The following is a 23566-nucleotide window of genomic DNA, read 5'->3' as shown; positions in this document are numbered from 1 at the left end:
CCCGCACTACAGCCGGATATCGCCGTACGGACGAGATCAGGCTGTCATTTGCCGCTGAGCCAGGACCTGGTCGATCAGTCCATACTTAACGGCATCTTCGCCACTCATGAAATTGTCGCGGTCGGTATCCCGAGCAATCACTTCCATCGGCTGGCCGGTGTGCTCAGCCATTACCTTATTCAGACGCTCACGGATGGTAAGAATTTCCCGAGCATGGATCTCGATGTCCGAAGCCTGACCCTGAAAACCACCCAGTGGCTGGTGAATCATCATCCGCGAGTGCGGCAAGCAGTAACGTTTCCCAGCCGCGCCACCGGTCAATAACAGAGCGCCCATGCTACAGGCCTGACCGATGCAGATAGTCGATACGTCCGGCTTGATGAACTGCATGGTGTCGTAGATCGACATGCCTGCAGTGACGGAGCCGCCAGGGGAATTGATGTACAGATGGATGTCCTTCTCGGGGTTTTCTGCCTCGAGGAAGAGCATCTGCGCGACGATCAGGTTGGCCATGTAGTCTTCGACCTGACCAACCATGAATATCACCCGCTCCTTGAGGAGACGGGAATAGATGTCATACGCGCGCTCGCCACGGGCGGACTGCTCGATGACCATCGGCACCAGGCCACCTGCGGCCTGGATGTCTGGTACTTGCATAAACGAATTGCCGGACATGTCCAACGATACTCCCTATGTCACGCCGCAAAGACATAAGCCAGCACGAGGCTGGCTTATGAATGTGCATTAAACGGTTTGAAGAAACTCAGGCAGCTTGCGGGGCTTCCGCAGGCTTCACTGCTTCTTCGTAGGAGACCGACTTGTCGGTCAATTTAGCCTGCTGCAGGACAGTATCTACAACTTGCTCTTCGAGCACAACAGAGCGAACTTCGTTCAGCTGCTCGTCGTTCTTGTAGTACCAGGACACGACTTGCTCAGGCTCCTGATAAGCGGAAGCCATTTCCTCGATCAGCTCGCGAACGCGTGCGTCTTCAGGCTTGAGCTCGTACTGCTTGACCACTTCGGCGACGATCAGACCAAGCACAACGCGGCGCTTGGCCTGCTCTTCAAATAGCTCGGCCGGGAGTTGATCAGGTTTGATATTGCCACCAAACTGCTGAACAGCCTGAACGCGCAAACGGTTCACTTCAGTGTCGACCAGAGCCTTCGGTACTTCGATCGGATTGGCGCCAACCAACCCTTCCATGACCTGATTCTTGATCTTGGTCTTGATGGCCTGACGAAGCTCGCGCTCCATATTTTTCTTCACTTCGGCGCGGAAGCCTTCAAGACCACCTTCCTGAACGCCGAACTGAGCGAAGAACTCGTCGTCCAGCTCTGGCAGTTGCGCAGCGGCAACGCTATTAATGGTCACAGTGAACTCGGCAGTTTTGCCGGCGAGATCGAGGTTCTGATAATCCTCTGGGAAGGTCGGGCTGATGACCCGCTCTTCGCCAGCCTTAGCACCAACCAGAGCATCTTCGAAGCCCGGAATCATGCGACCCGAACCCAACACAAGCTGGGTGCCCTGCGCCGAACCACCCGCAAAGGCTTCGCCGTCGATTTTGCCAACAAAGTCGATGTTCAACTGATCGCCGTTCTCGGCTGCGCGATCGGCAGCCTCATAACGAGTGTTCTGCTTACGCAGGATATCGAGCATGTTGTCGACGTCTGCATCTGCCACTTCGGCCTGCAAACGCTCGATTTCGATACCTTCGAAGCCGGCAACCTTGAATTCTGGAAACACTTCGAAAGTCGCGACGTATTCCAGATCCTTGCCCTTCTCGAACACTTTCGGCTCGACTGCCGGTGCGCCGGCAGGGTTCAGTTTTTCGGCGACTACGGCCTCATAAAAGGTGGCCTGGATCAGATCACCCAGGGCCTCTTGACGAGCAGCCGCTTCATAGCGCTGACGAATCACGCTCATCGGCACCTTGCCGGGACGAAAACCTGGGATTTTGGCTCGGCTGGCGGTCTGTTGCAGACGCTTGTTGACTTCGGTCTCGATGCGCTCGACCGGCACGCCAATGGTCATGCGGCGCTCAAGAGCGGAGGTGCTTTCAACAGAAACTTGCATGGATTTTCCTCGTTGCACAGACATAAGCCGGCGTTCCGGCCCCAGAATGGGCAAGCATTCTAGTGGCTCGTATGACAGAAGTCACCCCGTCCGGCAAGGCACTCGCGCCACCGAAGTGGCCACGCCGCACCCTCGTAGAGTTATCGGATAGATCAGCCCTGATGTACTTGACCTGGATGCATTTGGCATCCTGCCATCATCCTGACGGAGCAATGAAACGGACAAAAAAAAACCGGCCCCAGGCCGGTTGTTACACTCCGCATCGTTCTCAGATGCAAAGCGCCTGTATGGTGCGGACGGAGAGACTCGAACTCTCACACCTTGCGGCGCCAGAACCTAAATCTGGTGTGTCTACCAATTCCACCACGTCCGCATAACTTCTAAACGGAAACGCCAGGCAGTGCCTGGCGTTTCGGAATATGGGGTGGACGATGGGGTTCGAACCCACGACCGCAGGAGCCACAATCCTGTGCTCTACCAACTGAGCTACGCCCACCATATTGCCTTGCTTATGCCAGAGCCCAAAATGGCGCACCCGGCAGGACTCGAACCTGCGACCATCCGCTTAGAAGGCGGATGCTCTATCCAACTGAGCTACGGGCGCTCTATATCTGCATTCTATTCGGAGCGCAGACTTCAAGCTCCGGCCAATGAAGGCATCGACCTTCAAAAGCCGTCTTACCCAGCAGCAAGCTGTGCTCGACAAGCGGGGCGAATCTTAATGGGCCGCCTACAAGCCGTCAACAGCAAAGCCGAAAAAATTTCAGCCTGGTAAAGGAGTTACGGAGATCGGTCGTCGCATCGCCTTTGCCGGACGGTGCCACCGTGCGAGAATGCGCGTCCTTTTTCAATCCTTCTCCATGGTTAATTACGCGTCATGACCGCAAAACTGATCGACGGTAAAAAGATTGCTGCCAATATCCGCCAGCAGATCGCCGGTAGAGTTGCCGAGCGATCTCGGCAGGGCCTCCGGGTGCCGGGCCTGGCAGTGATACTCGTGGGCACTGACCCGGCGTCCCAGGTTTATGTCGCGCATAAGCGCAAGGACTGTGAGGAAGTTGGATTTAACTCCACCGCACACGACCTCCCAGCTGAGACTAGCCAGACCGAGTTGCTGGCGCTGATCGATCAGCTCAATGACGACCCGCTTATCGACGGCATCCTCGTGCAGCTTCCATTACCCAAGCATCTGGACGCATCGCAGATGCTTGAACGCATCCGTCCGGACAAAGACGTGGATGGCTTCCACCCGTACAACATTGGCCGGCTCGCTCAACGTATGCCCCTGCTCCGCCCCTGCACGCCGAAAGGCATCATGGCGCTACTCGAGAGTACCGGCATCGACCTACACGGACTCAACGCAGTGGTCGTCGGTGCGTCCAACATTGTCGGACGACCCATGGCGCTGGAGCTGTTGCTGGCAGGCTGTACCACAACCGTAACGCACCGTTTCACCAACGATTTGGCCGAACACGTCAAGCGCGCCGACCTGATAGTGGTGGCGACCGGCATCACCGGGCTGGTGAAGGGTGAATGGATCAAGGAGGGCGCAATCGTTATTGATGTAGGCATCAACCGGCAGGCCGATGGCAAGCTGGTCGGAGACGTAGAGTTCGATGTTGCGGTACAGCGCGCCGGCTGGATTACGCCGGTACCCGGCGGTGTCGGCCCAATGACACGCGCTTGTCTGCTGGAAAATACGCTGCACGCAGCAGAGCATTTGCACGCCTGATGTGAGCACGTCATTAACGGCGCGTCTGGCTCCAGGCAGCTATATGGCGTTTAGGAAAACGGCACCCTCGAGTGCCGTTTTTTTATTCTAGCCCCAGCCCCAGCCCCAGCCCCAGCCCCAGCCCCAGCCGCGAATGCGACTGCGGCTTAGCGCTCTTGCTCCCAGGATTTGATCAGTTCGCCATAACTGACAGTCTGACCCTGAGGCTTCTCGTTTTCCAACTTGGGTTTCGGCGAGCCCGGCTGACTCAACCAGTACTCTGGATCGCGAGGCTCGTTGAGTTTTGGTCCGCACTTCGGTTGCACATTGGCCCGTTCCAACCGCGCCATCATGGTGTCCTGTGCTTCTGCAAGACCATCGAGCGCTTCCTGAGGCGTCTTGTCACCACTGGCCGCTTCGGCGATGTACTGCCACCACAGCTGTGCTAGACGAGGATAGTCCGGCACATTGGTTCCGGTCGGCGTCCACTGCACGCGCGCCGGGCTACGGTAGAACTCCACAAGGCCACCCAGCTTCGGTGCCGCTTCGGTCATGGCATCGGAATTGATGTCGGATTCGCGAATCGGGGTCAGACCGACGAGCGTCTTCTTCAAGGACACGGTTTTCGATACGGTGAATTGCGCATAAAGCCAGGCGGCCAGCCGGCGCTTCTCCGGCGTCGAGACGAGGAACGTCCAGGCACCGGCATCCTGATAGCCAAGCTTCATCCCCTCCTCCCAATACGGCCCCTTGGGTGAGGGCGCCATCCGCCATTTCGGCGTACCGTCCTCATTGACGACCGGCAGGCCGGGCTTGGTCATGTCCGCAGTGAAGGCGGTGTACCAGAAGATCTGCTGAGCAATGTTGCCTTGAGCCGGGACGGGGCCCGACTCGGAGAACGTCATGCCCTGCGCTTCCGGCGGCGCGTACTCGCGCATCCAGTCGACGTATTTTTGTGTCGCATAGACCGCCGCCGGTCCGTTGGTTGCGCCGCCACGGGAAACGCTGGAGCCCACCGGATGGCAGTCCTCAACACGAATACCCCACTCGTCCACCGGCAACCCGTTCGGCAACCCTTTGTCGCCAGCACCGGCCATGGAGAACCAGGCGTCGGTGAAGCGCCAGCCCAGCGACGGATCTTTCTTGCCGTAGTCCATATGGCCATAGATGCGCTGTCCGTCGATTTCCTTGACGTACTTACTGAAGAATTCGGCGATGTCTTCATAAGCGGACCAGTTGACTGGTACGCCCAATTCGTAGCCGTAGCGCTCCTTGAATTGCTGCTTCAGTTCGGGGCGCTCGAACCAGTCGGCCCGGAACCAGTACAGGTTGGCGAACTGCTGGACCGGCAACTGATAGACCTTGCCGTCTGGACCTGTGGTGAATGACAGTCCGATAAAGTCGTCCAGATCGAGCGTTGGCAGTGTGTAGTCCTTCGCCTCGCCTTCGATCATGTCGCTGATGGCCACTGCCTTGCCATAGCGGAAGTGGGTGCCGATCAGATCGGAGTCGTTGATATAACCGTCATAAATATTCTTACCCGACTGCATTTGCGTTTGCAGTTTCTCGACCACATCGCCCTCTTGCATCAGGTCGTGCCGTAGGCGAATGCCTGTGATCTCGCTGAAGGCGCGGGCCAGGGTTTTCGACTCGTACTCATGGGTGGTGATGGTTTCCGAGGCGACGTTGATCTCCATACCGCGGAAAGGCTCGGCGGCCTTGATGAACCAGCGTAATTCCTCCATCTGCTGCTCGGGCGACAGGGTCGATGGATTGAATTCCGACTCGACCCATTTCTTCGCCGCGTCTTCATAAGCGTCGGCCCAGGCCGCTCCCGTAATGCCGGACAACGTCAGCAGGGCCGCGAGCGCCATGCCATGTCGGGTGTTGTTTTTATTCTCGAACATAAACACCTCCTTTGGGTTTTTCGGAAGGATGGGCCGCAAGGCTCAACCCCAGCGCATCACTGCAAACAACCAGACGAGAGACAGCGCGGACGCTATCCAGATGCTCCAGTCGGTCAGCCCTATCAGCAGAAGGTGCCAATAGGCGCTGCCCAAAAGTCCAATGAACAGCCGATCGCCTCGCGTGGTGACGATGGGCAGCAAGCCCTTTCGCGGCACGCAGGGTCGCCTCAGTTCCCAGGCGCTCATCAGCGCCAGCATCAGGCCGATCACGGCGAAGAACACGGCAGTTGGTGTGGTCCAGGCCATCCAGTTCATCGATAGCTCTCCTATACCCGACCGAGGGCAAAGCCCTTGGCTACGTGGTTGCGCACAAACCAGATCACCAGCATGCCAGGCAGGATAGTCAGTACCCCGGCAGCCGCCAGCACGCCCCAATCGATCCCCGAAGCCGACACGGTCCGCGTCATTACCGAGACGATGGGTTTGGCGTCCACCGATGTGAGCGTTCGAGCAAGCAGCAGCTCCACCCAGGAGAACATGAAGCAAAAAAACGCGGTGACACCGATGCCCGAGCCGATCAGCGGAATGAAAATCTTCAGGAAGAACTTGGGAAAGCTGTAACCGTCGATGTAGGCCGTCTCGTCGATTTCCTTGGGCACGCCGGACATGAAGCCCTCGAGAATCCACACCGCCAGCGGCACGTTAAACAAACAGTGCGCCAGCGCCACAGCGATATGGGTATCGAACAGACCGATCGACGAGTACAGCTGGAAGAACGGCAGTAGAAACACCGCCGGCGGCGCCATTCGATTGGTCAGAAGCCAGAAGAACAGATGCTTGTCACCGAGAAAGCGAAAGCGCGAGAAGGCATACGCCGCCGGCAGCGCCACCGTCAGCGAAATCACGGTATTCAGACAGACGTAATACAGCGAATTTATGTAACCGCTGTACCAGCTGCGGTCGGTGAAGATGACGCGGTAATTGTCCAGCGTGAAGCCCTGCGGCCAGAGCGTAAGCCCGCCTAGGATCTCGGTGTTGCTCTTGAACGACATGTTCACCAGCCAATAAATGGGCACCATCAGAAAGGTGATGTAGAGGATCAGTACCGCTCGCTTGCGCAGATGCATTAGCTGACCCTCGTCATTTCTGGTCGCCATGGGTCATGGCCGTATAGAACAGCCAGGACACCAGCAAGATGATCAGGAAGTAGATCAGCGAGAACGCAGCCGCCGGGCCGAGATCGAACTGCCCCACCGCCATCTTGGTGAGCGTCTGGCTGAGAAAGGTGGTGGCATTACCAGGGCCGCCACCCGTCAGCACGAAGGGCTCGGTGTAAATCATGAAGCTGTCCATGAAGCGCAGCATCACGGCGATCAGCAGAACGCTTTTCAATTTCGGCAACTGAATGTGCCGGAACACCGCCCACGCCGATGCGCGGTCGATGCGTGCCGCCTGGTAGTAGACGTCAGGTATTGCACGCAGGCCCGAATAGCAGAGCAGCGCGACCAGCGATGTCCAGTGCCAGACATCCATCACCAGCACCGTCACCCAGGCGTCACGCGTATTGGAGGCATAGTTGTAGCTGACGCCCAGTTCGTTGAGGACGTAACCCAGCAGGCCGATATCTGCACGGCCAAAGATTTGCCAGATGGTGCCGACCACGTTCCATGGAATCAGTAACGGGATCGCCATGACGATCAGGCACAGCGAAGCCCAGCGTCCACGGGTCGGCATGGTCAGCGCGACGGCGATACCCAACGGAATTTCGATCAGCAGGACGCAGCCGGAGAAGATGAACTGGCGCAGCAATGAATCGTGCAGCCGCGGGTCGTTAAGGATCTGTCGATACCAGTCGGCACCGACGAAAAATCGCGTCGATGAATCGAAGATATCCTGCACCGAGTAGTTGACCACCGTCATCATCGGCAAGATGGCGCTGAACGCCACTAGTAGAAAAACAGGTAGTACCAGCCACCAGGCGCGGTTGTCCTGAACCTTGTTCATGGCAACTCCCCAACCAGCAGATCATCGGCGTAGAGCATCAGCCATTGCGCGGGGAAGCCCACCCAGGCTTGCCCCCGCGGGACGACCTGATCTTCTGGCAGGCGCGCCTTGAGCAATTGTCCCTGCATGCGGAACGTCAGGATCTTGTAGGTGCCGAGGTCCTCGACGCGCACTGCATCGGCCTGCATACCGCTAGCCGCTTCGTCGGTGACCTGTACGAACTCGGGGCGGATACCGATTTGCAGGCGCTTGCCGGCAAGCGACGGCAAGCGTGCCACGAGCGAATCGGACAAACGCAGGTGCTGGTCGCCAAACGCTACGCCGCCTTCCTCGGCCCGAACATCGATCAGATTCATTCCGGGGCTGCCGACGAAGAAACCCACGAAGGTGTGTTGAGGGCGTTCGAAAAGCTCTCGTGGTGTGCCGAACTGAACGATCTGACCGCCATGCATCACCGCGATCTTGTCGGCAAAGGTCGAGGCCTCCAGCTGATCATGAGTGACATAGATCATGGTGATATTGAATTGCTCGTGGATCTGTTTGAGCTTGCGTCGCAACTTCCATTTCAGGTGCGGATCAATGACTGTCAGCGGCTCGTCGAAGAGGATCGCCGATACGTCATCCCGCACCAGGCCCCGCCCCATGGACACCTTCTGTTTCTCGTCAGCGGTCAGGTTGCGAGCTTTTCGCTTGAGCAGCGGGTGAAGATCGAGCACCTCGGCAATCTCATGAACCTTGCTGGTGACACGCGCCTCCGGGACGCCCTGATTACGCAGGGGGAAAGCAAGGTTGTCGAACACCGTCATGGTGTCGTAGACGACCGGGAACTGGAAAACCTGGGCGATGTTGCGCTGTTCGGGCGTCATCCTGTTCACCTCGCGCGCGTCGAACAGCACCTGCCCTTCGGATGGGCTGAGCAAACCAGAAATGATGTTCAGCAAGGTCGACTTGCCGCAGCCAGAAGGGCCCAGCAGTGCATAAGCGCCGCCCTGCTCCCAGACATGACTCATCTCGCGAATGGCGTAATCCGCCGCGTCACGCGGCTGCGCACTGTAGCTGTGGGCCAGGTTCTGTAGACGAATCTCTGCCATGGGACTTCCTCAGACACGTCGTGCCGGCGCCTGGGCCAACCGACCCGTGGCGTCGAAGACGAACAGCTTGTGAGTCGGGATGTAGACGCGAATGGGCGAGTCAACTGGATAGTCGTGAACCCCCTGCACGTGCAGAACCAGGCTGAAGTGCTCGTTGCGCACGTGAAGAAAAGTTTCCGAACCACTGATTTCTGCCAACTCGACCCTGCCGGAAACCTCCAGATCGTCGTCATTGGACGGCACCAACCCGATGTGGCTGGGGCGCACACCGAAGCTGTAAGTGCCCTCGCCCAGGCCGCGCAGATCGGCGTTCAGCGGAAAATGCATGCGATCCTGAAAGCTGACCTCGCTGGATGCGATCCGCCCCGGCAACAGATTGATCGGCGGCTCGGAAAACAACTCGGCACTCAACATCTGGCTCGGCTGGTGATAAACCTCAGCCGTCGGCCCACTCTGGATAACCCGGCCCTCATGCAGGACCGTGGCAGTACCGCCCAACGCCAAGGCTTCGTTGGGCTCGGTGGTGGCGTATATGGCGATGCTACGCCGCGTCCTGAACAGCTCGCGCATTTCCTGGCGCAGCTCCTCACGCAGCTTGTAATCAAGGTTTACCAGCGGCTCGTCGAATAACACCAGATCGGCATCCTTCACCAACGCCCGAGCCATAGCTGTCCGCTGCTGCTGGCCGCCGGAAAGCTCCAGCGGATGCCGCTTCAAAAAGCTTTCGATGTGAAGCATTTCCGCTGTTTCGCGAACTTTACGCTCGATCTCACCCTTGCCGACCCCGGCCTGACGCAGCGGCGATGCGATATTTTCGAAAACGGTCAACGTCGGGTAATTGATGAATTGCTGGTAAACCATCGACACGTTGCGCTTGCGCACCGGTACGCCGGTCACATCGGCCCCATTCATGAGGATGCGACCACTGCTTGGCTTGTCCAGGCCAGCCATGAGTCGCATCAACGAAGTCTTGCCCGCTAACGTCCGCCCAATCAGCACGTTGAACGAACCAGGCTCGAAGCCCAGACAAACGTCGTCGATGTGCAGCTGCCCATCGACCCTCTTGGTGACGTGTTCCAGCGTGAGGGACATGTCGCATCCTTCTAATTGTTATAGGAGCGCCAGTGCGATATCCATGCCATTTCGAACCGGCGGCTCTGGCTCAAGATCTAATAAGAAACGAGCAGTTCCGAACTGTTCAAAATGAACATTTATGAACATTGACAGCGAACAGAAATGAACAAGACTGTTCAGGGCGCACGCTGCCAACGCAGCCAAAACAACAAGAGCTCGCATTCAAGAGGGCGACATGGCCGACCCAGTCCAGTCCATTTCCCACCAAACCTTGGTTGAAGAATCCTGGCATCGCTGCGAACGCTTTGGTCTGAACCCACTTAGCACGCCGAGCTTCGGCCAGCCTGCCGAGCAGAACGTGAGCGCATTGCTCGAACGCCAGCGAAACCTGGTGCAAACCACCCAGCGTGAAGTGTTGCCCTACTACGAAAATATCCTTTCGAATTCGAGCTGTTTAATTCTGCTGGCCGACAGCGGCGGCCAACTATTGGAATCCTGGGGAGACCGGCGCTTTGTCGAGCCCGCCCAGCGCCGAGGCTTTTCCCCCGGCGCCAGCTGGATGGAACGCGACACCGGAACCAACGCCATCGGAACTGCGCTGGCCAGCGGTCAGGCGGTGCATATCCAGCGCGACGAACATTTCCTCAAGGCCAACCGCTACCTCTCCGGCGCCGCTTCTCCGATCTTCGACGCGCAGCGACAGCTGATTGCGGTGCTCGACGTTTCCAGCGACAGCTATCTGCCCCCTTCGCATACCCTGGGCATGGTCAAAATGATGAGCCAGTCGGTGGAGAATCGGCTGATCCTCAACCTGTTCCGTGACGATTACTTTCAGCTGACCTTCAACACGGGTCAGGACAATCTCGACAGTCAATGGGCCGGCCTGTTGATCTTCGATGAGTCCGGATTGATCGTCTCGGCCAACCGACGCGCGGATAACCTCCTCGGCCTAACGCTGATGCGCACCCGAATCGACATGCTGTTCGACGTGCCGCTGCTGCAATTGCTGAACCAGCCGGAAGAACAGCCGATGCCGCTGCGCGCCATGGGTCGCCATCGGTTTCACGGGACCATTCGACGGCCGCAGAAACCGCGCATTCAAGCGCGAGATTTTCGTAGTTCATGCACAAAACATTCGGTGGATCTGGCAGGCGTTGATTATGGTGACCCGCGTGTACAAAAAGTGGCCCGCCAGGCTCAGCGGATGCTGGAGAAGAACATTCCGATTCTCGTCCACGGCGAAACCGGCGTCGGCAAGGAGTTTCTCGTCAAAGCGCTGCACGCGGCCAGCTCCCGCGCCGCGGCACCGCTTATAGCCGTTAACTGTGCAGCCATTCCTGGAGAGCTGATCGAATCCGAGCTTTTCGGCTACGAGAAAGGTGCATTCACTGGCGCTCATCACAAAGGCAGCAGTGGCCTGATTCGCAAAGCCGACAAGGGGGTACTTTTCCTTGATGAGATCGGCGACATGCCAGCCAATCTGCAGGCCCGCCTGTTACGCGTGCTGCAGGATCGTTGTGTACAGCCGCTTGGGGGTGGCGAGCCCTATCCAGTGGACTTCCGGCTGATCTGCGCGACCAACCGTTCGTTGCGTCAGGAGGTCGAGAGCGGTCGCTTCCGCCAGGATCTGTTCTACCGCGTCAGTGGATTCAGCATCGAACTGCCGCCGCTGCGCGCGCGGGCCGACAAGCTCGCGCTATTCCAGCGTGTATGGGAACAGCATCGCGAGCCACAGCAACAAGCAGGCCTGAGCAACGAAGTACAACGTTTGTTCGAGCGCCACCCTTGGCCCGGCAATATCCGTCAGCTGAGCAGCGTGATCCAAGTTGCTCTGGCGATGGCCGAAGAACAGCAAATCCGGCCGGAACATCTGCCTGATGATTTCTTCGACGACCTCGAAACCGAACTCGATGGTTGCGGGAGCGACTCGCAGCGCCTGCTCAATATGGCCGAGCCGCAACGAATGCAGCCGGACCAGCAACTACGTAGTCAATTTGAAGCCTGCCGCGGCAATATTTCCCATCTCGCCCGGCATCTCGGCGTCAGTCGCAACACCTTGTACAAGCGACTGCGTGCCGAGGGCCTTTATCCAGGCTAAGTTGCGGCATAGCTCAGCAAGGCGTTTCAGCGACGCTAAATAGCGGCAGTGATGGTTTCGCCACCGACGCTGTGGCGCTTCCGACGTAGGGTGGGCTTCAGCCCACCGGTGGTTGTAGCTAATCCATTGCGTGGGGCTGACGGCGGGCTGTGCAACTTATTCGCTTAGACGCCAGGTCGTTCCGCCCTTACCGTCTTCCAGCACAACGCCCATGGCGGTTAGCTGATCGCGAATACGGTCAGACTCGGCCCAGTTCTTGTCTGCACGCGCTTGCAGACGCGCGGCGATCAGCGTTTCCACCTCGGCTGCATCCACTTTGCCCGCTGCACCAGCTTGCAGAAATGCGTCGGGGTCTATCTGAAGCACGCCGAGCACGTCTGCCAATTCTTTCAATCGCGCAGCGAGGGCTGCAGCGGATTGCAAATCCGTATCGCGCAGGCGGTTGATCTCGCGTGCCATTTCAAAGAGCACGGCGCAGGCTTCGGGTGAGTTGAAGTCGTCGTCCATTGCCTCGCCAAAACGCGCCACGAACGTTTCTCCGCCTTTTGCAGACGCTGCCGGCAAGCCCCTGAGCGCGGTATAGAACCGCTCAAGCGCGCCCTTGGCTTCTTTCAGACTGTCTTCGGAATAGTTGATCGGGCTGCGGTAATGGCTCGACACCAACAGGTAGCGCACCACTTCCGGCTGATACTTTTCCAGCACCTCGCGAATGGTGAAGAAGTTACCCAGTGACTTGGACATCTTCTCCCCGTCAACACGCACCGCGCCGGCATGCATCCAGGCGTTGGCGTACTGCTTGCCTGTAGCCGCCTCGCTCTGGGCGATTTCGTTTTCGTGATGCGGGAATACCAGGTCAGGGCCGCCGCCGTGAATATCAAAGGTTTCCCCGAGGCAGCAAGTGGACATCACCGAGCACTCGATATGCCAACCCGGACGCCCTGCCCCCCAGGGCGACTGCCAGCTCGGTTCGCCAGGCTTGGCGGCTTTCCACAGCACGAAGTCCAGCGGGTCTTCCTTGGCTTCGTCGACCTCGATGCGCGCACCGATCTTGAGATCTTCGATCTTGCGTCGTGACAGCTTGCCGTAACCAACGAACCTGCCGACCCGGTAGTACACGTCTCCGTTACCCGGTGCGTACGCAAAACCCTTATCTATCAGGGTCTGGATCATGCTGTGCATGCCAGTAATGTGCTCGGTGGCGCGCGGCTCGAGATCGGGACGCAGCACATTGAGCCGTGCTTCATCTTCATGCATCGCGGCGATCATGCGGCCAGTGAGGGCCTCGAAGGATTCACCGTTCTCCTGGGCGCGCCGAATGATCTTGTCGTCGATATCGGTGATGTTGCGCACATAGGTCAGCTCGTAGCCGCGATGGCGCAGCCAGCGCGAAATCACATCGAATGCCACCATTACCCGTGCATGCCCGATGTGGCAGAAGTCATAGACCGTCATACCGCAGACGTACATGCGGACTTGATTGCCGGTTAGCGGCCTGAGCGGCTCCTTGGCCTTGGTCAGCGTGTTGTAGATCGACAACGCCATTACTGGCCTCCCCAGGAATCGCGAAGCGTCACGGTACGGTTGAATACCAGAGCGTCCGGCCAGCTATCCTTTCGGTCGACGCAGAAATAGCCTTCACGTTCGAACTGGAAGCGATCTTCGGCTTCAGCGGACGCCAGCGAAGGCTCAGCGCGGCAACCTTTGAGTACGACCAGCGAGCCTGGATTGATATTGTCGAGAAAGCTACCGCCCTGCTCTTCGTTTTCACCGGACGCCTTCTCCGGATTGGCCGAGCGGAACAGACGGTCATACAGACGCACCTCACACTCGACGCTCTTTGCTGCCGGCACCCAGTGAATGACACCCTTGACTTTTCGACCTTCCGGGTTCTTACCAAGAGTGTCAGGGTCGTATGAGCAACGCAGTTCGATCACATTGCCGTCTGCGTCCTTGATCGCTTCCTCGGCGCGGATCACATAGCTGCCGCGCAAACGCACCTCGCCGTTGGGTTCGAGGCGCTTGAAGCCTTTCGGCGGGCTCTCTTCGTAATCGCCGGCATCGATATAGATTTCACGCTCGAACGGCAGCTTGCGCACGCCCATGTCCTGCTTCGGGTGACGCGGCAGTTCCAGATTCTCGACCTGACCCTCCGGGTAGTTGGTGATGACGACTTTCAGCGGCTTGAGCACGCACATGGCACGTGGTGCGTTGGCATCGAGGTCTTCGCGGATAGCGAACTCGAGCATGCCCACATCCACGACACCGCCGGCACGGTTCACGCCGATCATGTCGCAGAAGGTCCGGATCGACGCGGGCGTGTAACCACGGCGACGATAGCCGCTGAGCGTCGACATGCGCGGATCATCCCAACCGCTGACGTGCTTTTCATCGACCAGCTGCTTGAGCTTGCGCTTGCTGGTTATGGTGTAGTTCAGGTTCAGCCGAGCGAATTCATACTGACGTGGGCGAGCCGGGACCGGCAGGTTTTCGAGGAACCACTCATAGAGCGGACGATGATCTTCGAATTCCAGGGTGCAGATCGAGTGGGTCACGCCCTCGATGGCGTCCGACTGGCCGTGCGTGAAATCGTAGCTCGGATAGATGCACCAGTCGTTGCCGGTCTGATGATGATGAGCATGGCGGATGCGATAGAGAATCGGATCGCGCAGGTTCATGTTCGGCGAAGCCATGTCGATCTTCGCACGCAGCGCGCGGGCGCCATCAGCAAACTCCCCGGCCTTCATCCGCGCAAACAGATCCAGATTTTCCTCCACCGAGCGTTCGCGGAACGGGCTGTTCTTGCCTGGCTCGGTGAGGCTGCCTCGGTACTCGCGAGCCTGTTCCGAAGTCAGATCACAGACGTAGGCCTTGCCAGCCTTGATCAGCTCGACGGCCCAATCGTGCAGCTGCTGGAAATAGTCGGAAGCGTAACGCTCTTCGCCTGCCCACTCGAAGCCGAGCCACTGCACGTCGCTCTTGATCGCATCGATGTATTCCTGATCTTCCTTGGCCGGGTTGGTATCGTCGAAGCGCAGGTTGCACTCGCCGCCGAACTCCTTGGCCAAACCAAAATTCAGGCAAATCGATTTGGCATGGCCAATATGCAGATAACCGTTGGGTTCGGGCGGAAAGCGCGTGACGATCTTGGTGTGCTTGCCCGAGTCCAGGTCAGCCTGAACGATCGGACGGAGAAAATTGGTGGCTGCGGTAGTCTCAGGCTTGCTCATGATGTCCTTAACGATCTGCGTGCGCGGCTCAGGGTAGGCCCGCCAAATCAAAGCGCCTATCATAGCGGACCCGTCAACCCCCTGACAGAGCAAAGCGCCCTGTCGCGCAACGCTCTGCAGCAGCGACGTCCATCTTGATAATCGTGCCGGGTGCGCTGTCGCGGCGCGATTCTCCTCTCGCCTCATAAGGAAGGTTTCTAATGATCAAACTCCATACCAATCATGGTGTCATCACCGTCAAGCTGTTCGAAGACAAGGCCCCTGAAAGCGCTGCCAACTTCAAGGAGTACGTCAAGAGCGGCCACTACGACGGCACCATTTTCCATCGAGTGATCAGTAATTTCATGATCCAAGGCGGCGGCTTCGAGCCCGGCATGAAGCAGAAAGCTACCCGCGGCCAGATCAAGAACGAAGCCAACAACGGCCTTTCCAACAAGACCGGCACCCTGGCCATGGCGCGCACCATGGAGCCGCATTCGGCTTCTGCGCAATTTTTCATCAACGTCAAGGACAACGATTTCCTCGATCACACCGCGCCGACCGTACAAGGTTGGGGCTATGCGGTTTTCGGGGAAGTCGTCGAAGGCATGGACGTGATCGAGAAGATCAAGGGCGTCTCTACGACCATGAAGTCGGGCCATCAGGACGTTCCGGTGGAAGACGTCGTCATCGAGAAAGCCGAAATCGTCGAGTAAGCATTCTTGATCCTGCTGATTTCCGATCTGCATCTCGAAGAACAACGCCCGGACATCACCCGGGCGTTTCTTCGTTTCCTTGAGTCTCGCGCCGTCCAGGCCGAGGCGCTCTACATTCTTGGAGATTTCTTCGAGGTCTGGGTCGGCGATGACGGCATGACGCCCTTTCAGCATGAAATCGCCGGAGCGTTACGGATACTCAGTGAAAGCGGGACTCGTATCTATCTGATGCATGGCAACCGCGACTTCATGATTGGCAAGGCGTTCTGTCGTGAAGCGGGCTGCACGTTGTTGGCGGACCCTTACGTGGCGCAGCTCGGCGGCGAACGCGTATTGCTGATGCACGGCGATAGCCTATGCACCAGAGATGAAGGCTACATGCGCCTGCGCCGCTGGCTGCGCAACCCACTCAGCCTATTTATCTTGCACAACCTCTCGCTCACCAGGCGCCAACAGCTGGCACAAAAGCTGCGTTCGAGCAGCAAGCAAGAGACGCGAATGAAAGCCAGCGACATTGTCGACGTGACCCCGGACGAAGTCGTCCAGGTCATGCAGCGGCACAGGGTTCACAGGTTGATCCACGGCCACACTCATCGACCCGCAACGCATTCGTTGCAGATCGACGGGCAGCCCGCCAGCCGCATCGTATTGGGTGATTGGGACCGGCAGGGCTGGGCGCTGCGGGTCGATGAGTCAGGCTTCCACCAGGCAGCATTCGACCTGAACTGAACCGATCAAGCGGCGCTCGGAACGCCGCTATGAAAGCGAAACTCGCTGTCGGGACTTTCTATCAGCTCACGCTCTCGCTCACGCACCCGGACGATGGTCGCATCGATATCCGCTGCATCCCCATAGAGATACGCCAGCTTCAAATAGTCCTGAAAGTGCCTCGCTTCGGATTTGAGCAAGCCGTGATAGAACTTGCCGAGCTCTTCATCCAGATGCGGCACGAGCATTGCGAAACGCTCGCAAGAGCGCGCCTCGATAAACGCACCAGTCACCAGCGTATCGGTGAGGCGGTGGGGTTCGTGATTGCGCACCAACTCCCGTAACCCCCCGGCATAGCGGGACGACCCGACATTGCGCAAGCCAATCCCCCGCTTGCGGATGATCGACAGCACCTGCTCGAAGTGCCGTAGCTCTTCCCTGGCCAACCGCGACATCTTGTTCTGCAAGTCGGGCTTGTCGATATAGCGGAACATCAACTGAAAGGCGGCACCGGCGGCCTTTTTCTCACAGTTGCCGTGGTCGATGAGCATTACGTCCTGATTCTGCAATGCCACATCGACCCAGGCGGTAGGCGTGGCACAGCCAAGGAATTCATTTAGTTCGGGAAGCATGGTGAGGTTCTGGTATTTGAAGGAGATGAATAGCGGCGACAACGCGACCGTTGTCGTCGGCAGCGCATTATACGAAGAGCGTCCGCCACGACCAGGACTGGTTGATTTGCGTCACTGGCCAGCGTGGTTGGCTTGTCTATAGTGAAATCATCCGAAACCGGAAACGGAGCCGATCATGCAAGCCACTCGCAGTATTCTCGTGGTAATTGACCCAAAGCTGCCCGAAAACCTGGCCCTGAAGCGGGCTCGCCTGATTGCGAGCGTTAGCGAGTCGCGACTGCATCTCCTGATCTGCGATGGCAAACATGATCACCGCGAGTATCTCGCCAGGCTTCGGATTGAGCTGGAGAACCAGGACCATGCGGTCGACACCCATCAGGCTTGGCATGAAAATCTTTACCGGACCATCATCGCGGTACAGCAGGCCGAAGGGTGTGGCCTGGTAATCAAGCAACATGTCGCCGACAGCCCGTTAAAGCGCGCCCTGCTGACTTCGGACGACTGGAAGCTGCTGCGCTACTGCCCATGCCCCGTACTGATGACCAAGACGGAAGCACCCTGGACTGGCGGCAATATCCTCGCTGCGGTCGATGTCGGTAACGCCGATACCGAACATCGAACACTTCACACCAGCATCATCAGCCATGGCTACGAAATCGCCTCCCTCGCTGAGGGCAGCCTGCACGTTATCAGCGCTCATCCTTCGGCAATGCTTTCAGCTGCGGACCCAGCGTTTCAGTTGAAGGAAACCATCGAGGCGCGCTATCGCGATGCCTGCAGAGAGTTCCAAGCCGAGTTCGGCATTCCGGACAACCAACTACATATTGAAGAGGGCCCGGCGGACGCTCTGATACCTCGCGTCTGCCATCAACTCCAAGCCGTCGTCACAGTCATCGGCACCGTAGCCCGCACTGGATTCTCCGGTGCATTGATGGGGAATACGGCAGAGGTCGTGCTGGATGCGCTGGAAAGCGACGTCTTGGTACTCAAACCGGACGCTATTATCGAACACTTGGATGAGTTGGCGCGCCGCTAAGCCAACCGAAGCACGCTATGCAGACGTAACCGCGGCCGTCCACTCCGCAGCCAGAACCTAGCCGGCAGTCTCATTCAGGAACTGCGGAGCGATATAGCGCTGGTAATGCGCCTCTGACAGAAGAAAAAACTCCCGGTCGATGGCGTCGCGAAGCTCAGGTAACGCCCAATCACGGAACTCCGGCAGCAGTACCACGCCGTAGGCCTCAAGCTGCTGGATCACACGGGCACCCCGAGCGATCAGCTGATACGCCCAACAGTACGGCGACTGTTCGGCGACGAAGCGGATCTGCCGGCTCTCCAATTGGCGGCGCAACAGGTCCGCATCGAAAATTTCCAGCTTGGCAGCCATCACCTGTGCGAGAAGCAGCTCCAGTCGGCGCCAGACGGAGCGCTTGCCCTCCTCGCTATAGGCATTCCAGCTCACCACTTCATGATGGAATCGTTTGCAGCCGCGGCAGACGAGATCACCATAGACGGTCGAGCAGAGACCCACACATGGGGTTTTGATGCGCTGATTGGACATGACGGACGATGGATCAAGGGACAGCGCTGCATCTTAGACTTTTGTCCAAGCCGGGTCACTGGAGAATGCACCTCGCACTCCACCTCTAGCTGCGTAGACCATGCAGCGCGCGGGTTCTGCCGCGTATCACCATATCCCGCGAACACTTGTAGAATCCGCTCGGCACAGCGACTCACTTAACTTTATCGGCCCATTCCAGTAGAATCGGCCCGCCGTTTTCGGCGCCACGATCCGTACGAAGCTGTTTTCAAAGCGTCACGAGCACAGTTGAACCGGCATTCGCCGGATGCGCAGATCCCTCTACCCTGCGCATCCGGCATCCAAACCCGGCGTAAAACTTTGAAAACAGCTTCCGGATGCGCGTCCCGAGACACCCAAGGGACCACTGATGAGGGTAAATAACTGTGCTTGAAGCCTATCGCAAACACGTAGAAGAGCGTGCCGCCCAGGGCGTCGTGCCCCAGCCGCTGAACGCCGAGCAGACCGCAGGCCTGGTCGAACTTCTGAAGAACCCACCTGCCGGCGAAGAACAATTTCTCCTCGATCTGATCACCAACCGCGTTCCAGCTGGTGTGGATGAAGCGGCCTACGTCAAGGCCGGCTTCCTCGCCGCCGTCGCGAAGGGTGAAGCTACCTCCCCACTGATCAGCAAGCAGCACGCTGTCGAGCTGCTAGGCACCATGCAGGGCGGCTACAACATCGTCACGCTGGTCGACCTCTTGGACAACCCGGAATTGTCCGACACTACCACCGCGCAACTCAAGCACACCCTGCTGATGTTCGACGCCTTCCACGACGTAGCCGAAAAAGCCAAGGCTGGCAACGCCAACGCCAAGGCCGTAATGCAATCCTGGGCCGAAGGCGAGTGGTTCAAGAATCGCGCCCCGCTTGCCGAAAAGATTTCCCTGACCGTATTCAAGGTGACCGGCGAAACCAACACCGATGACCTGTCCCCCGCGCCGGATGCCTGGTCGCGCCCGGATATTCCGCTGCACGCCCTGGCGATGCTGAAAATGGCTCGTGACGGCATCAACCCGGACGCTCCTGGCTCGGTCGGCCCTCTCAAGCAAATGGAAGAACTGAAGGCCAAGGGCTTCCCAGTTGCCTATGTCGGCGACGTGGTGGGTACCGGCTCTTCGCGTAAGTCTGCCACTAACTCGGTGCTGTGGTTCTTCGGCGACGACATCCCGAACGTGCCAAACAAGCGCGCCGGCGGTTTCTGCTTCGGCACCAAGATCGCTCCGATCTTCTACAACACCATGGAAGATGCTGGTGCGCTGCCGATCGAGTTCGACTGCTCCGATCTGGCCATGGGCGACGTAATCGACGTTTACCCATACAAGGGTGAAGTCCGTCGTCATGGTAGCGATGAACTGGTCACCACCTTCCAGCTGAAAACCGACGTCCTGCTCGACGAAGTTCGCGCTGGCGGCCGTATTCCGCTGATCATCGGTCGCGGCCTGACCGAAAAAGCGCGTGCCGAGCTGGGCATGGGCCCATCCGACCTGTTCAAGAAGCCCGAAGCTCCGGCTGAGAGCAACAAGGGCTTCACCCTGGCGCAGAAGATGGTCGGTCGTGCCTGCGGTCTGCCAGAAGGCAAAGGCGTCCGCCCGGGCACCTACTGCGAGCCGAAGATGACTACCGTCGGTTCCCAGGACACCACCGGTCCGATGACTCGCGATGAGCTGAAAGACCTGGCTTGCCTAGGCTTCTCCGCCGATCTGGTGATGCAGTCGTTCTGCCACACCGCGGCTTATCCGAAGCCGATCGACGTCACCACGCACCACACCCTGCCGGATTTCATCATGACTCGCGGCGGTGTATCGCTGCGTCCAGGTGACGGCATCATCCACAGCTGGCTGAACCGCATGCTGCTGCCGGACACCGTCGGTACCGGTGGTGACTCGCACACTCGCTTCCCGATGGGGATCTCCTTCCCGGCCGGTTCCGGCCTGGTCGCCTTCGCTGCTGCCACCGGCGTGATGCCGCTGGATATGCCGGAATCGGTACTGGTTCGCTTCAAGGGCAAGATGCAGCCTGGTATCACCCTTCGCGATCTGGTCCATGCGATCCCTTACTACGCCATCCAGAAGGGCCTGCTGACCGTCGAGAAGAAGGGCAAGAAGAACATCTTCTCCGGTCGTATTCTCGAAATCGAAGGTCTGAACGAGCTGACCGTCGAGCAAGCATTCGAGCTGTCCGATGCCTCCGCCGAACGCTCTGCTGCTGGCTGCACCATCAAGCTGCCGGAAGCGGCTATTGCCGAGTACCTGCAATCCAACATCACTCTGCTGCGCTGGATGATCAGCGAAGGCTACGGCGATGCGCGTACCCTGGAGCGCCGCGCTCAGGCGATGGAAGCCTGGCTGGCCAAGCCGGAGCTGTTGGCTGCGGATGCTGACGCCGAATACGCCGAAGTCATCGAAATCGATCTGTCCGAAGTCAACGAGCCGGTTCTCTGCGCGCCGAACGACCCGGACGACGCTCGCCTGCTATCCAGCGTACAGGGCGAGAAAATCGACGAAGTGTTCATTGGCTCCTGCATGACCAATATTGGCCACTTCCGGGCCGCCGGCAAGCTGCTGGACAAAGTCGAAGGCGCCCTGCCGACCCGCCTGTGGCTGTCGCCGCCGACCAAGATGGACCAGCATCAGCTGACCGAGGAAGGCTACTACGGTATTTACGGCCGTGCCGGTGCGCGTCTGGAAATGCCGGGTTGCTCGCTGTGCATGGGCAACCAGGCGCGGGTCGAAACCGGTTCGACCGTGGTCTCCACGTCGACTCGTAACTTCCCCAACCGCCTGGGTGATGCGACCAACGTGTACCTGGCTTCTGCCGAACTGGCAGCGGTCGCCTCGATTATCGGCCGTCTGCCGACCGTCGAGGAGTACATGGTCTACGCCGCGCAGATCGACACCATGGCAGCAGATGTCTACCGCTACCTGAGCTTCGATCAAATCGCCGAGTTCCGCGAGTCTGCGGCGAAAGCCAAAATCGATGTGGTTGCCGTTTAAGGCTGTAACGCTCCAATGAAAAGCCCGCCTCGCAGACTGTGTGAAAACAGCCCGCAAGCGCAGCGGTAGATAAGCAAACGCCCCGACTGGCTCGGGGCGTTTTGCTTTTTAGGCAAAAAATCAGCGCAAAGCGAGCTCAGGCCAGCAGTTCGATCATTCGACGTGCACCCAGCACGTTGATGGTTCGTTTCAGGTTGTACGCCTGCACCGCCAGGGCCATTTCCGTACGAGCCCCACTGAAATGGCGCATTAGGAAGCGGCCGTTGCCAAACAGCCATTGTTTGAGGTTACCGAAGGGATCCTCAAACAATGGACCGGCGCCTGATAATCATTTCTGGATGGGCCTGCATTCGCTTCTCCATACGTTCAAACGCCGTTTCATGAGCATGTCGCGAGAGATAACGTTGCTTGGCTTGGGTGCATTGGGATTTGAGTGGACAGCGTGCGCAGTCTTGAGCGTTCGCGGCATAGAGCCAATCAATCCGACCTGGCGACAAAACTGCACGAAGGCCCGGCATGTCACCTGGAAGGCCGCGCCGTTGTCCTTGCGAAAATCAGCGATGGTTTTGAAGTCCGGCGCCAGGCGTCCTAGCAGCCACATCACCTCGACGTTGCGCTGGCACTCAGCTTCCGGCGAGAGGAGCGGATGCGCTGAAAGTAACCGTAAAGGTACAGCTTGAGCAGATCGGTATGTCTAGTCCTGAAATAGGTTTACACCTGTTTCACCCAAGCGCCCGGTGCATCGCATCGGGCGCTTGATATTTCAAAGACAGGTGCGGACGCTCGCGGTTGTAGATCGCTACCGACTCACTCACCATCTTCTTCGCCTGTGCTAAATCCTGTGGTCTTTGAAGCAAAAGCTCTGTCTTCAATATCCCGTTGACCCGCTCTGCCAACGCGTTTTGATAACAATCATAGCCGTCCGTCATAGAGCACCTGATGTCGTGTTTCGCATGCAACGCCTGGTACAGCCCCGAGCAGTACTGGCTACCCCTGTCCGAGTGATGAATCAGCGGCTGCACGGTTTGACGTTGCCTCACTGCTCGACGCAGCGCATGCGCTACCGACTCGGTGTGCAGGCTTTCATGGACGTGATACCCCACGATCTTTCGCGAATACGCGTCGGTCACAAGGCTCAGATAGGCCACACCTTCTTGGGTGGGCAGATAGGTAATGTCAGCCACCCAGACTTGTTCCGGGCCGCTTGGAACAACCTGATCAGGACCCGGTTTGAGCAGGTTCGGATGTCGCCGAAAGCGATGATGGCTGTCAGTCGTTTTGTGATACGCCCGCTTGCGGGCCACCAATAAACGTCTCTCGCGCAGGATCGAAAACAGGCGGTCTCGACCTACTTGCAGCTCATGCTTTGACTGGCAATGCAGCAAATAATGCAGCTTCCGCGCCCCTAAACGGGGTTGCCGCAGACGTTTTTGCGTAACGAAATCAGCAACTTTCTGATCCAGAACCAAACGAGCAGCGTAGGCGCGATTGCGCTTGTAGTAAGCCTGTCGGCTTATCCCCATGAACTGGCAAGCCCTGCTGATGCTCAGGTTTTGGATTCGTTTTTGCGAGAGGACTTGCCGGGACGCTTTTTTACGACAGAGAGACCGTAATCAGTTTGCAACACATCCACGACAGCTTCGAAAAACTGCGCTTTTTGGTTCGACAGAGCGAGCTGCTCTTCAAGCTCTTTGATGCGTTGCTCTGGCGTCAATGGGCGGTTTTGCTCGGGCATGGTCCCCATCCTCGGCGAGCCAATGTATGCGCCTG

Annotated in this window: 18 protein-coding genes, 3 tRNA genes and 3 pseudogenes; 6 read left to right on the top strand and 18 right to left on the bottom strand. The window is 58.3% G+C overall.

All coding sequences use genetic code 11. From position 1 onward, the window contains the following. Positions 1-36: 36 nt before the first annotated feature. From clpP to AC2LD7_RS17900, 5 genes are all read right to left on the bottom strand, one after another. Complete coding sequence (gene clpP, locus AC2LD7_RS17920; RefSeq protein WP_484599073.1) at positions 37-675, bottom strand: ATP-dependent Clp endopeptidase proteolytic subunit ClpP; 639 nt, start codon at positions 673-675, stop codon at positions 37-39. A gap of 88 nt (positions 676-763) precedes the next feature. Then, on the bottom strand, positions 764-2074 hold the full coding sequence (tig, locus tag AC2LD7_RS17915; RefSeq protein ID WP_484599072.1) for a trigger factor: 1311 nt from the start codon (positions 2072-2074) through the stop codon (positions 764-766). A 288-nt stretch (positions 2075-2362) separates the two neighbouring features. Further along, positions 2363-2447 (bottom strand) — tRNA-Leu (locus AC2LD7_RS17910). 47 nt (positions 2448-2494) lie between these two features. Next, positions 2495-2570: transfer RNA gene (locus AC2LD7_RS17905), tRNA-His, on the bottom strand. 31 nt (positions 2571-2601) lie between these two features. Then, a tRNA-Arg gene (locus tag AC2LD7_RS17900) sits at positions 2602-2678 on the bottom strand. Between the two features lie 273 nt (positions 2679-2951). Here AC2LD7_RS17900 and folD point away from each other — a divergent pair. Next, positions 2952-3806, top strand: coding sequence for a bifunctional methylenetetrahydrofolate dehydrogenase/methenyltetrahydrofolate cyclohydrolase FolD (folD, locus tag AC2LD7_RS17895; RefSeq protein ID WP_484599071.1), 855 nt, complete (start codon positions 2952-2954; stop codon positions 3804-3806). Positions 3807-3952: 146 nt separating this feature from the next. Here the strand turns inward: folD and AC2LD7_RS17890 are convergent, their stop codons facing one another. The 6 genes from AC2LD7_RS17890 to AC2LD7_RS17865 are packed head-to-tail and all read right to left on the bottom strand — an operon-like array spanning position 3953 to position 9879. Further along, on the bottom strand, positions 3953-5692 hold the full coding sequence (locus AC2LD7_RS17890) for an ABC transporter substrate-binding protein (protein WP_484599070.1): 1740 nt from the start codon (positions 5690-5692) through the stop codon (positions 3953-3955). A 42-nt stretch (positions 5693-5734) separates the two neighbouring features. Next, a complete protein-coding gene (locus tag AC2LD7_RS17885; protein WP_484599069.1) occupies positions 5735-6007 on the bottom strand; it encodes a DUF2160 domain-containing protein in 273 nt (90 codons plus the stop codon). Positions 6008-6018: 11 nt separating this feature from the next. Next, a complete protein-coding gene (locus tag AC2LD7_RS17880) occupies positions 6019-6819 on the bottom strand; it encodes a carbohydrate ABC transporter permease (RefSeq protein WP_484599068.1) in 801 nt (266 codons plus the stop codon). 13 nt (positions 6820-6832) lie between these two features. Next, entirely contained in the window at positions 6833-7696 is an 864-nt protein-coding gene (locus AC2LD7_RS17875; protein ID WP_484599067.1) for a carbohydrate ABC transporter permease, read from the bottom strand. Beyond that, positions 7693-8787, bottom strand: coding sequence for an ABC transporter ATP-binding protein (locus tag AC2LD7_RS17870; protein WP_484599066.1), 1095 nt, complete (start codon positions 8785-8787; stop codon positions 7693-7695). Before AC2LD7_RS17870 ends, AC2LD7_RS17875 begins: the two co-directional genes overlap by 4 nt. A gap of 9 nt (positions 8788-8796) precedes the next feature. Further along, entirely contained in the window at positions 8797-9879 is a 1083-nt protein-coding gene (locus tag AC2LD7_RS17865; RefSeq protein ID WP_484599065.1) for an ABC transporter ATP-binding protein, read from the bottom strand. Between the two features lie 217 nt (positions 9880-10096). On the opposite strand from AC2LD7_RS17865, the gene AC2LD7_RS17860 reads away from it, so the two are divergent. Continuing rightward, positions 10097-11959, top strand: coding sequence for a sigma-54-dependent Fis family transcriptional regulator (locus AC2LD7_RS17860; RefSeq protein ID WP_484599064.1), 1863 nt, complete (start codon positions 10097-10099; stop codon positions 11957-11959). 156 nt (positions 11960-12115) lie between these two features. On the opposite strand, the gene cysS is transcribed toward AC2LD7_RS17860, so the two are convergent. Together cysS and AC2LD7_RS17850 are read right to left on the bottom strand one after the other, a co-directional pair. Continuing rightward, positions 12116-13501 carry a cysteine--tRNA ligase gene (gene cysS, locus AC2LD7_RS17855; protein WP_484599063.1) on the bottom strand — a complete coding sequence of 462 codons (1386 nt, stop codon included), beginning with the start codon at positions 13499-13501 and terminating at the stop codon, positions 12116-12118. Beyond that, positions 13501-15186, bottom strand: a complete 1686-nt coding sequence (locus AC2LD7_RS17850) for a glutamine--tRNA ligase/YqeY domain fusion protein (RefSeq protein ID WP_484599062.1) — start codon at positions 15184-15186, stop codon at positions 13501-13503. Before AC2LD7_RS17850 ends, cysS begins: the two co-directional genes overlap by 1 nt. Before the next feature lie 200 nt (positions 15187-15386). On the opposite strand from AC2LD7_RS17850, the gene AC2LD7_RS17845 reads away from it, so the two are divergent. After that, a complete protein-coding gene (locus AC2LD7_RS17845; RefSeq protein ID WP_484599061.1) occupies positions 15387-15881 on the top strand; it encodes a peptidylprolyl isomerase in 495 nt (164 codons plus the stop codon). 6 nt (positions 15882-15887) lie between these two features. Continuing rightward, the gene (gene lpxH / locus AC2LD7_RS17840; protein ID WP_484599060.1) at positions 15888-16610 is read left to right on the top strand and encodes a UDP-2,3-diacylglucosamine diphosphatase; all 723 of its coding nucleotides are present in this window, start codon (positions 15888-15890) and stop codon (positions 16608-16610) included. A 5-nt stretch (positions 16611-16615) separates the two neighbouring features. On the opposite strand, the gene AC2LD7_RS17835 is transcribed toward lpxH, so the two are convergent. Continuing rightward, positions 16616-17221: a MiaE family protein gene (locus tag AC2LD7_RS17835; RefSeq protein ID WP_484599059.1), complete on the bottom strand. Its 606-nt coding sequence runs from the start codon at positions 17219-17221 to the stop codon at positions 16616-16618. A gap of 175 nt (positions 17222-17396) precedes the next feature. On the opposite strand from AC2LD7_RS17835, the gene AC2LD7_RS17830 reads away from it, so the two are divergent. Further along, entirely contained in the window at positions 17397-18257 is an 861-nt protein-coding gene (locus AC2LD7_RS17830) for a universal stress protein (RefSeq protein WP_484599058.1), read from the top strand. Positions 18258-18314: 57 nt separating this feature from the next. Here AC2LD7_RS17830 and AC2LD7_RS17825 read toward each other — a convergent pair whose 3' ends face one another. After that, positions 18315-18782: a DUF1289 domain-containing protein gene (locus tag AC2LD7_RS17825; protein ID WP_484599057.1), complete on the bottom strand. Its 468-nt coding sequence runs from the start codon at positions 18780-18782 to the stop codon at positions 18315-18317. A 404-nt stretch (positions 18783-19186) separates the two neighbouring features. On the opposite strand from AC2LD7_RS17825, the gene acnB reads away from it, so the two are divergent. Further along, positions 19187-21796, top strand: coding sequence for a bifunctional aconitate hydratase 2/2-methylisocitrate dehydratase (gene acnB, locus AC2LD7_RS17820; RefSeq protein WP_484599056.1), 2610 nt, complete (start codon positions 19187-19189; stop codon positions 21794-21796). A 136-nt stretch (positions 21797-21932) separates the two neighbouring features. On the opposite strand, the pseudogene AC2LD7_RS17815 reads toward acnB, so the two are convergent. The 3 pseudogenes from AC2LD7_RS17815 to AC2LD7_RS17805 all read right to left on the bottom strand — a co-directional run. Further along, positions 21933-22275, bottom strand: a pseudogene (locus AC2LD7_RS17815) (transposase); the annotation flags it as partial. Next, positions 22275-22480: pseudogene (locus AC2LD7_RS17810) on the bottom strand (transposase); the annotation flags it as partial. The pseudogenes AC2LD7_RS17815 and AC2LD7_RS17810, both read right to left, overlap by 1 nt. A gap of 10 nt (positions 22481-22490) precedes the next feature. After that, positions 22491-23566 (bottom strand): annotated as a pseudogene (locus tag AC2LD7_RS17805) (IS3 family transposase); the annotation flags it as partial.

The organism is Stutzerimonas sp., assembly GCF_982611455.1.
Note: the sequence above shows the minus strand (reverse complement) of the source record. Positions and strands in the feature narration are given on the sequence as shown.

Excerpts from the sequence above, each read along its gene's own strand:
- AC2LD7_RS17890 (WP_484599070.1), bottom strand. The coding sequence starts at position 5,692 with ATGTTCGAGAATAAAAACAACACCCGACATGGCATGGCGCTCGCGGCC.
- clpP (WP_484599073.1), bottom strand. The coding sequence starts at position 675 with ATGTCCGGCAATTCGTTTATGCAAGTACCAGACATCCAGGCCGCAGGT.
- AC2LD7_RS17845 (WP_484599061.1), top strand. The coding sequence starts at position 15,387 with ATGATCAAACTCCATACCAATCATGGTGTCATCACCGTCAAGCTGTTC.
- AC2LD7_RS17865 (WP_484599065.1), bottom strand. The coding sequence starts at position 9,879 with ATGTCCCTCACGCTGGAACACGTCACCAAGAGGGTCGATGGGCAGCTG.
- cysS (WP_484599063.1), bottom strand. The coding sequence starts at position 13,501 with ATGGCGTTGTCGATCTACAACACGCTGACCAAGGCCAAGGAGCCGCTC.
- AC2LD7_RS17830 (WP_484599058.1), top strand. The coding sequence starts at position 17,397 with ATGCAAGCCACTCGCAGTATTCTCGTGGTAATTGACCCAAAGCTGCCC.
- folD (WP_484599071.1), top strand. The coding sequence starts at position 2,952 with ATGACCGCAAAACTGATCGACGGTAAAAAGATTGCTGCCAATATCCGC.
- AC2LD7_RS17875 (WP_484599067.1), bottom strand. The coding sequence starts at position 7,696 with ATGAACAAGGTTCAGGACAACCGCGCCTGGTGGCTGGTACTACCTGTT.
- AC2LD7_RS17860 (WP_484599064.1), top strand. The coding sequence starts at position 10,097 with ATGGCCGACCCAGTCCAGTCCATTTCCCACCAAACCTTGGTTGAAGAA.
- AC2LD7_RS17870 (WP_484599066.1), bottom strand. The coding sequence starts at position 8,787 with ATGGCAGAGATTCGTCTACAGAACCTGGCCCACAGCTACAGTGCGCAG.
- AC2LD7_RS17825 (WP_484599057.1), bottom strand. The coding sequence starts at position 18,782 with ATGTCCAATCAGCGCATCAAAACCCCATGTGTGGGTCTCTGCTCGACC.
- AC2LD7_RS17885 (WP_484599069.1), bottom strand. The coding sequence starts at position 6,007 with ATGAACTGGATGGCCTGGACCACACCAACTGCCGTGTTCTTCGCCGTG.
- tig (WP_484599072.1), bottom strand. The coding sequence starts at position 2,074 with ATGCAAGTTTCTGTTGAAAGCACCTCCGCTCTTGAGCGCCGCATGACC.
- AC2LD7_RS17850 (WP_484599062.1), bottom strand. The coding sequence starts at position 15,186 with ATGAGCAAGCCTGAGACTACCGCAGCCACCAATTTTCTCCGTCCGATC.
- AC2LD7_RS17880 (WP_484599068.1), bottom strand. The coding sequence starts at position 6,819 with ATGCATCTGCGCAAGCGAGCGGTACTGATCCTCTACATCACCTTTCTG.
- AC2LD7_RS17835 (WP_484599059.1), bottom strand. The coding sequence starts at position 17,221 with ATGCTTCCCGAACTAAATGAATTCCTTGGCTGTGCCACGCCTACCGCC.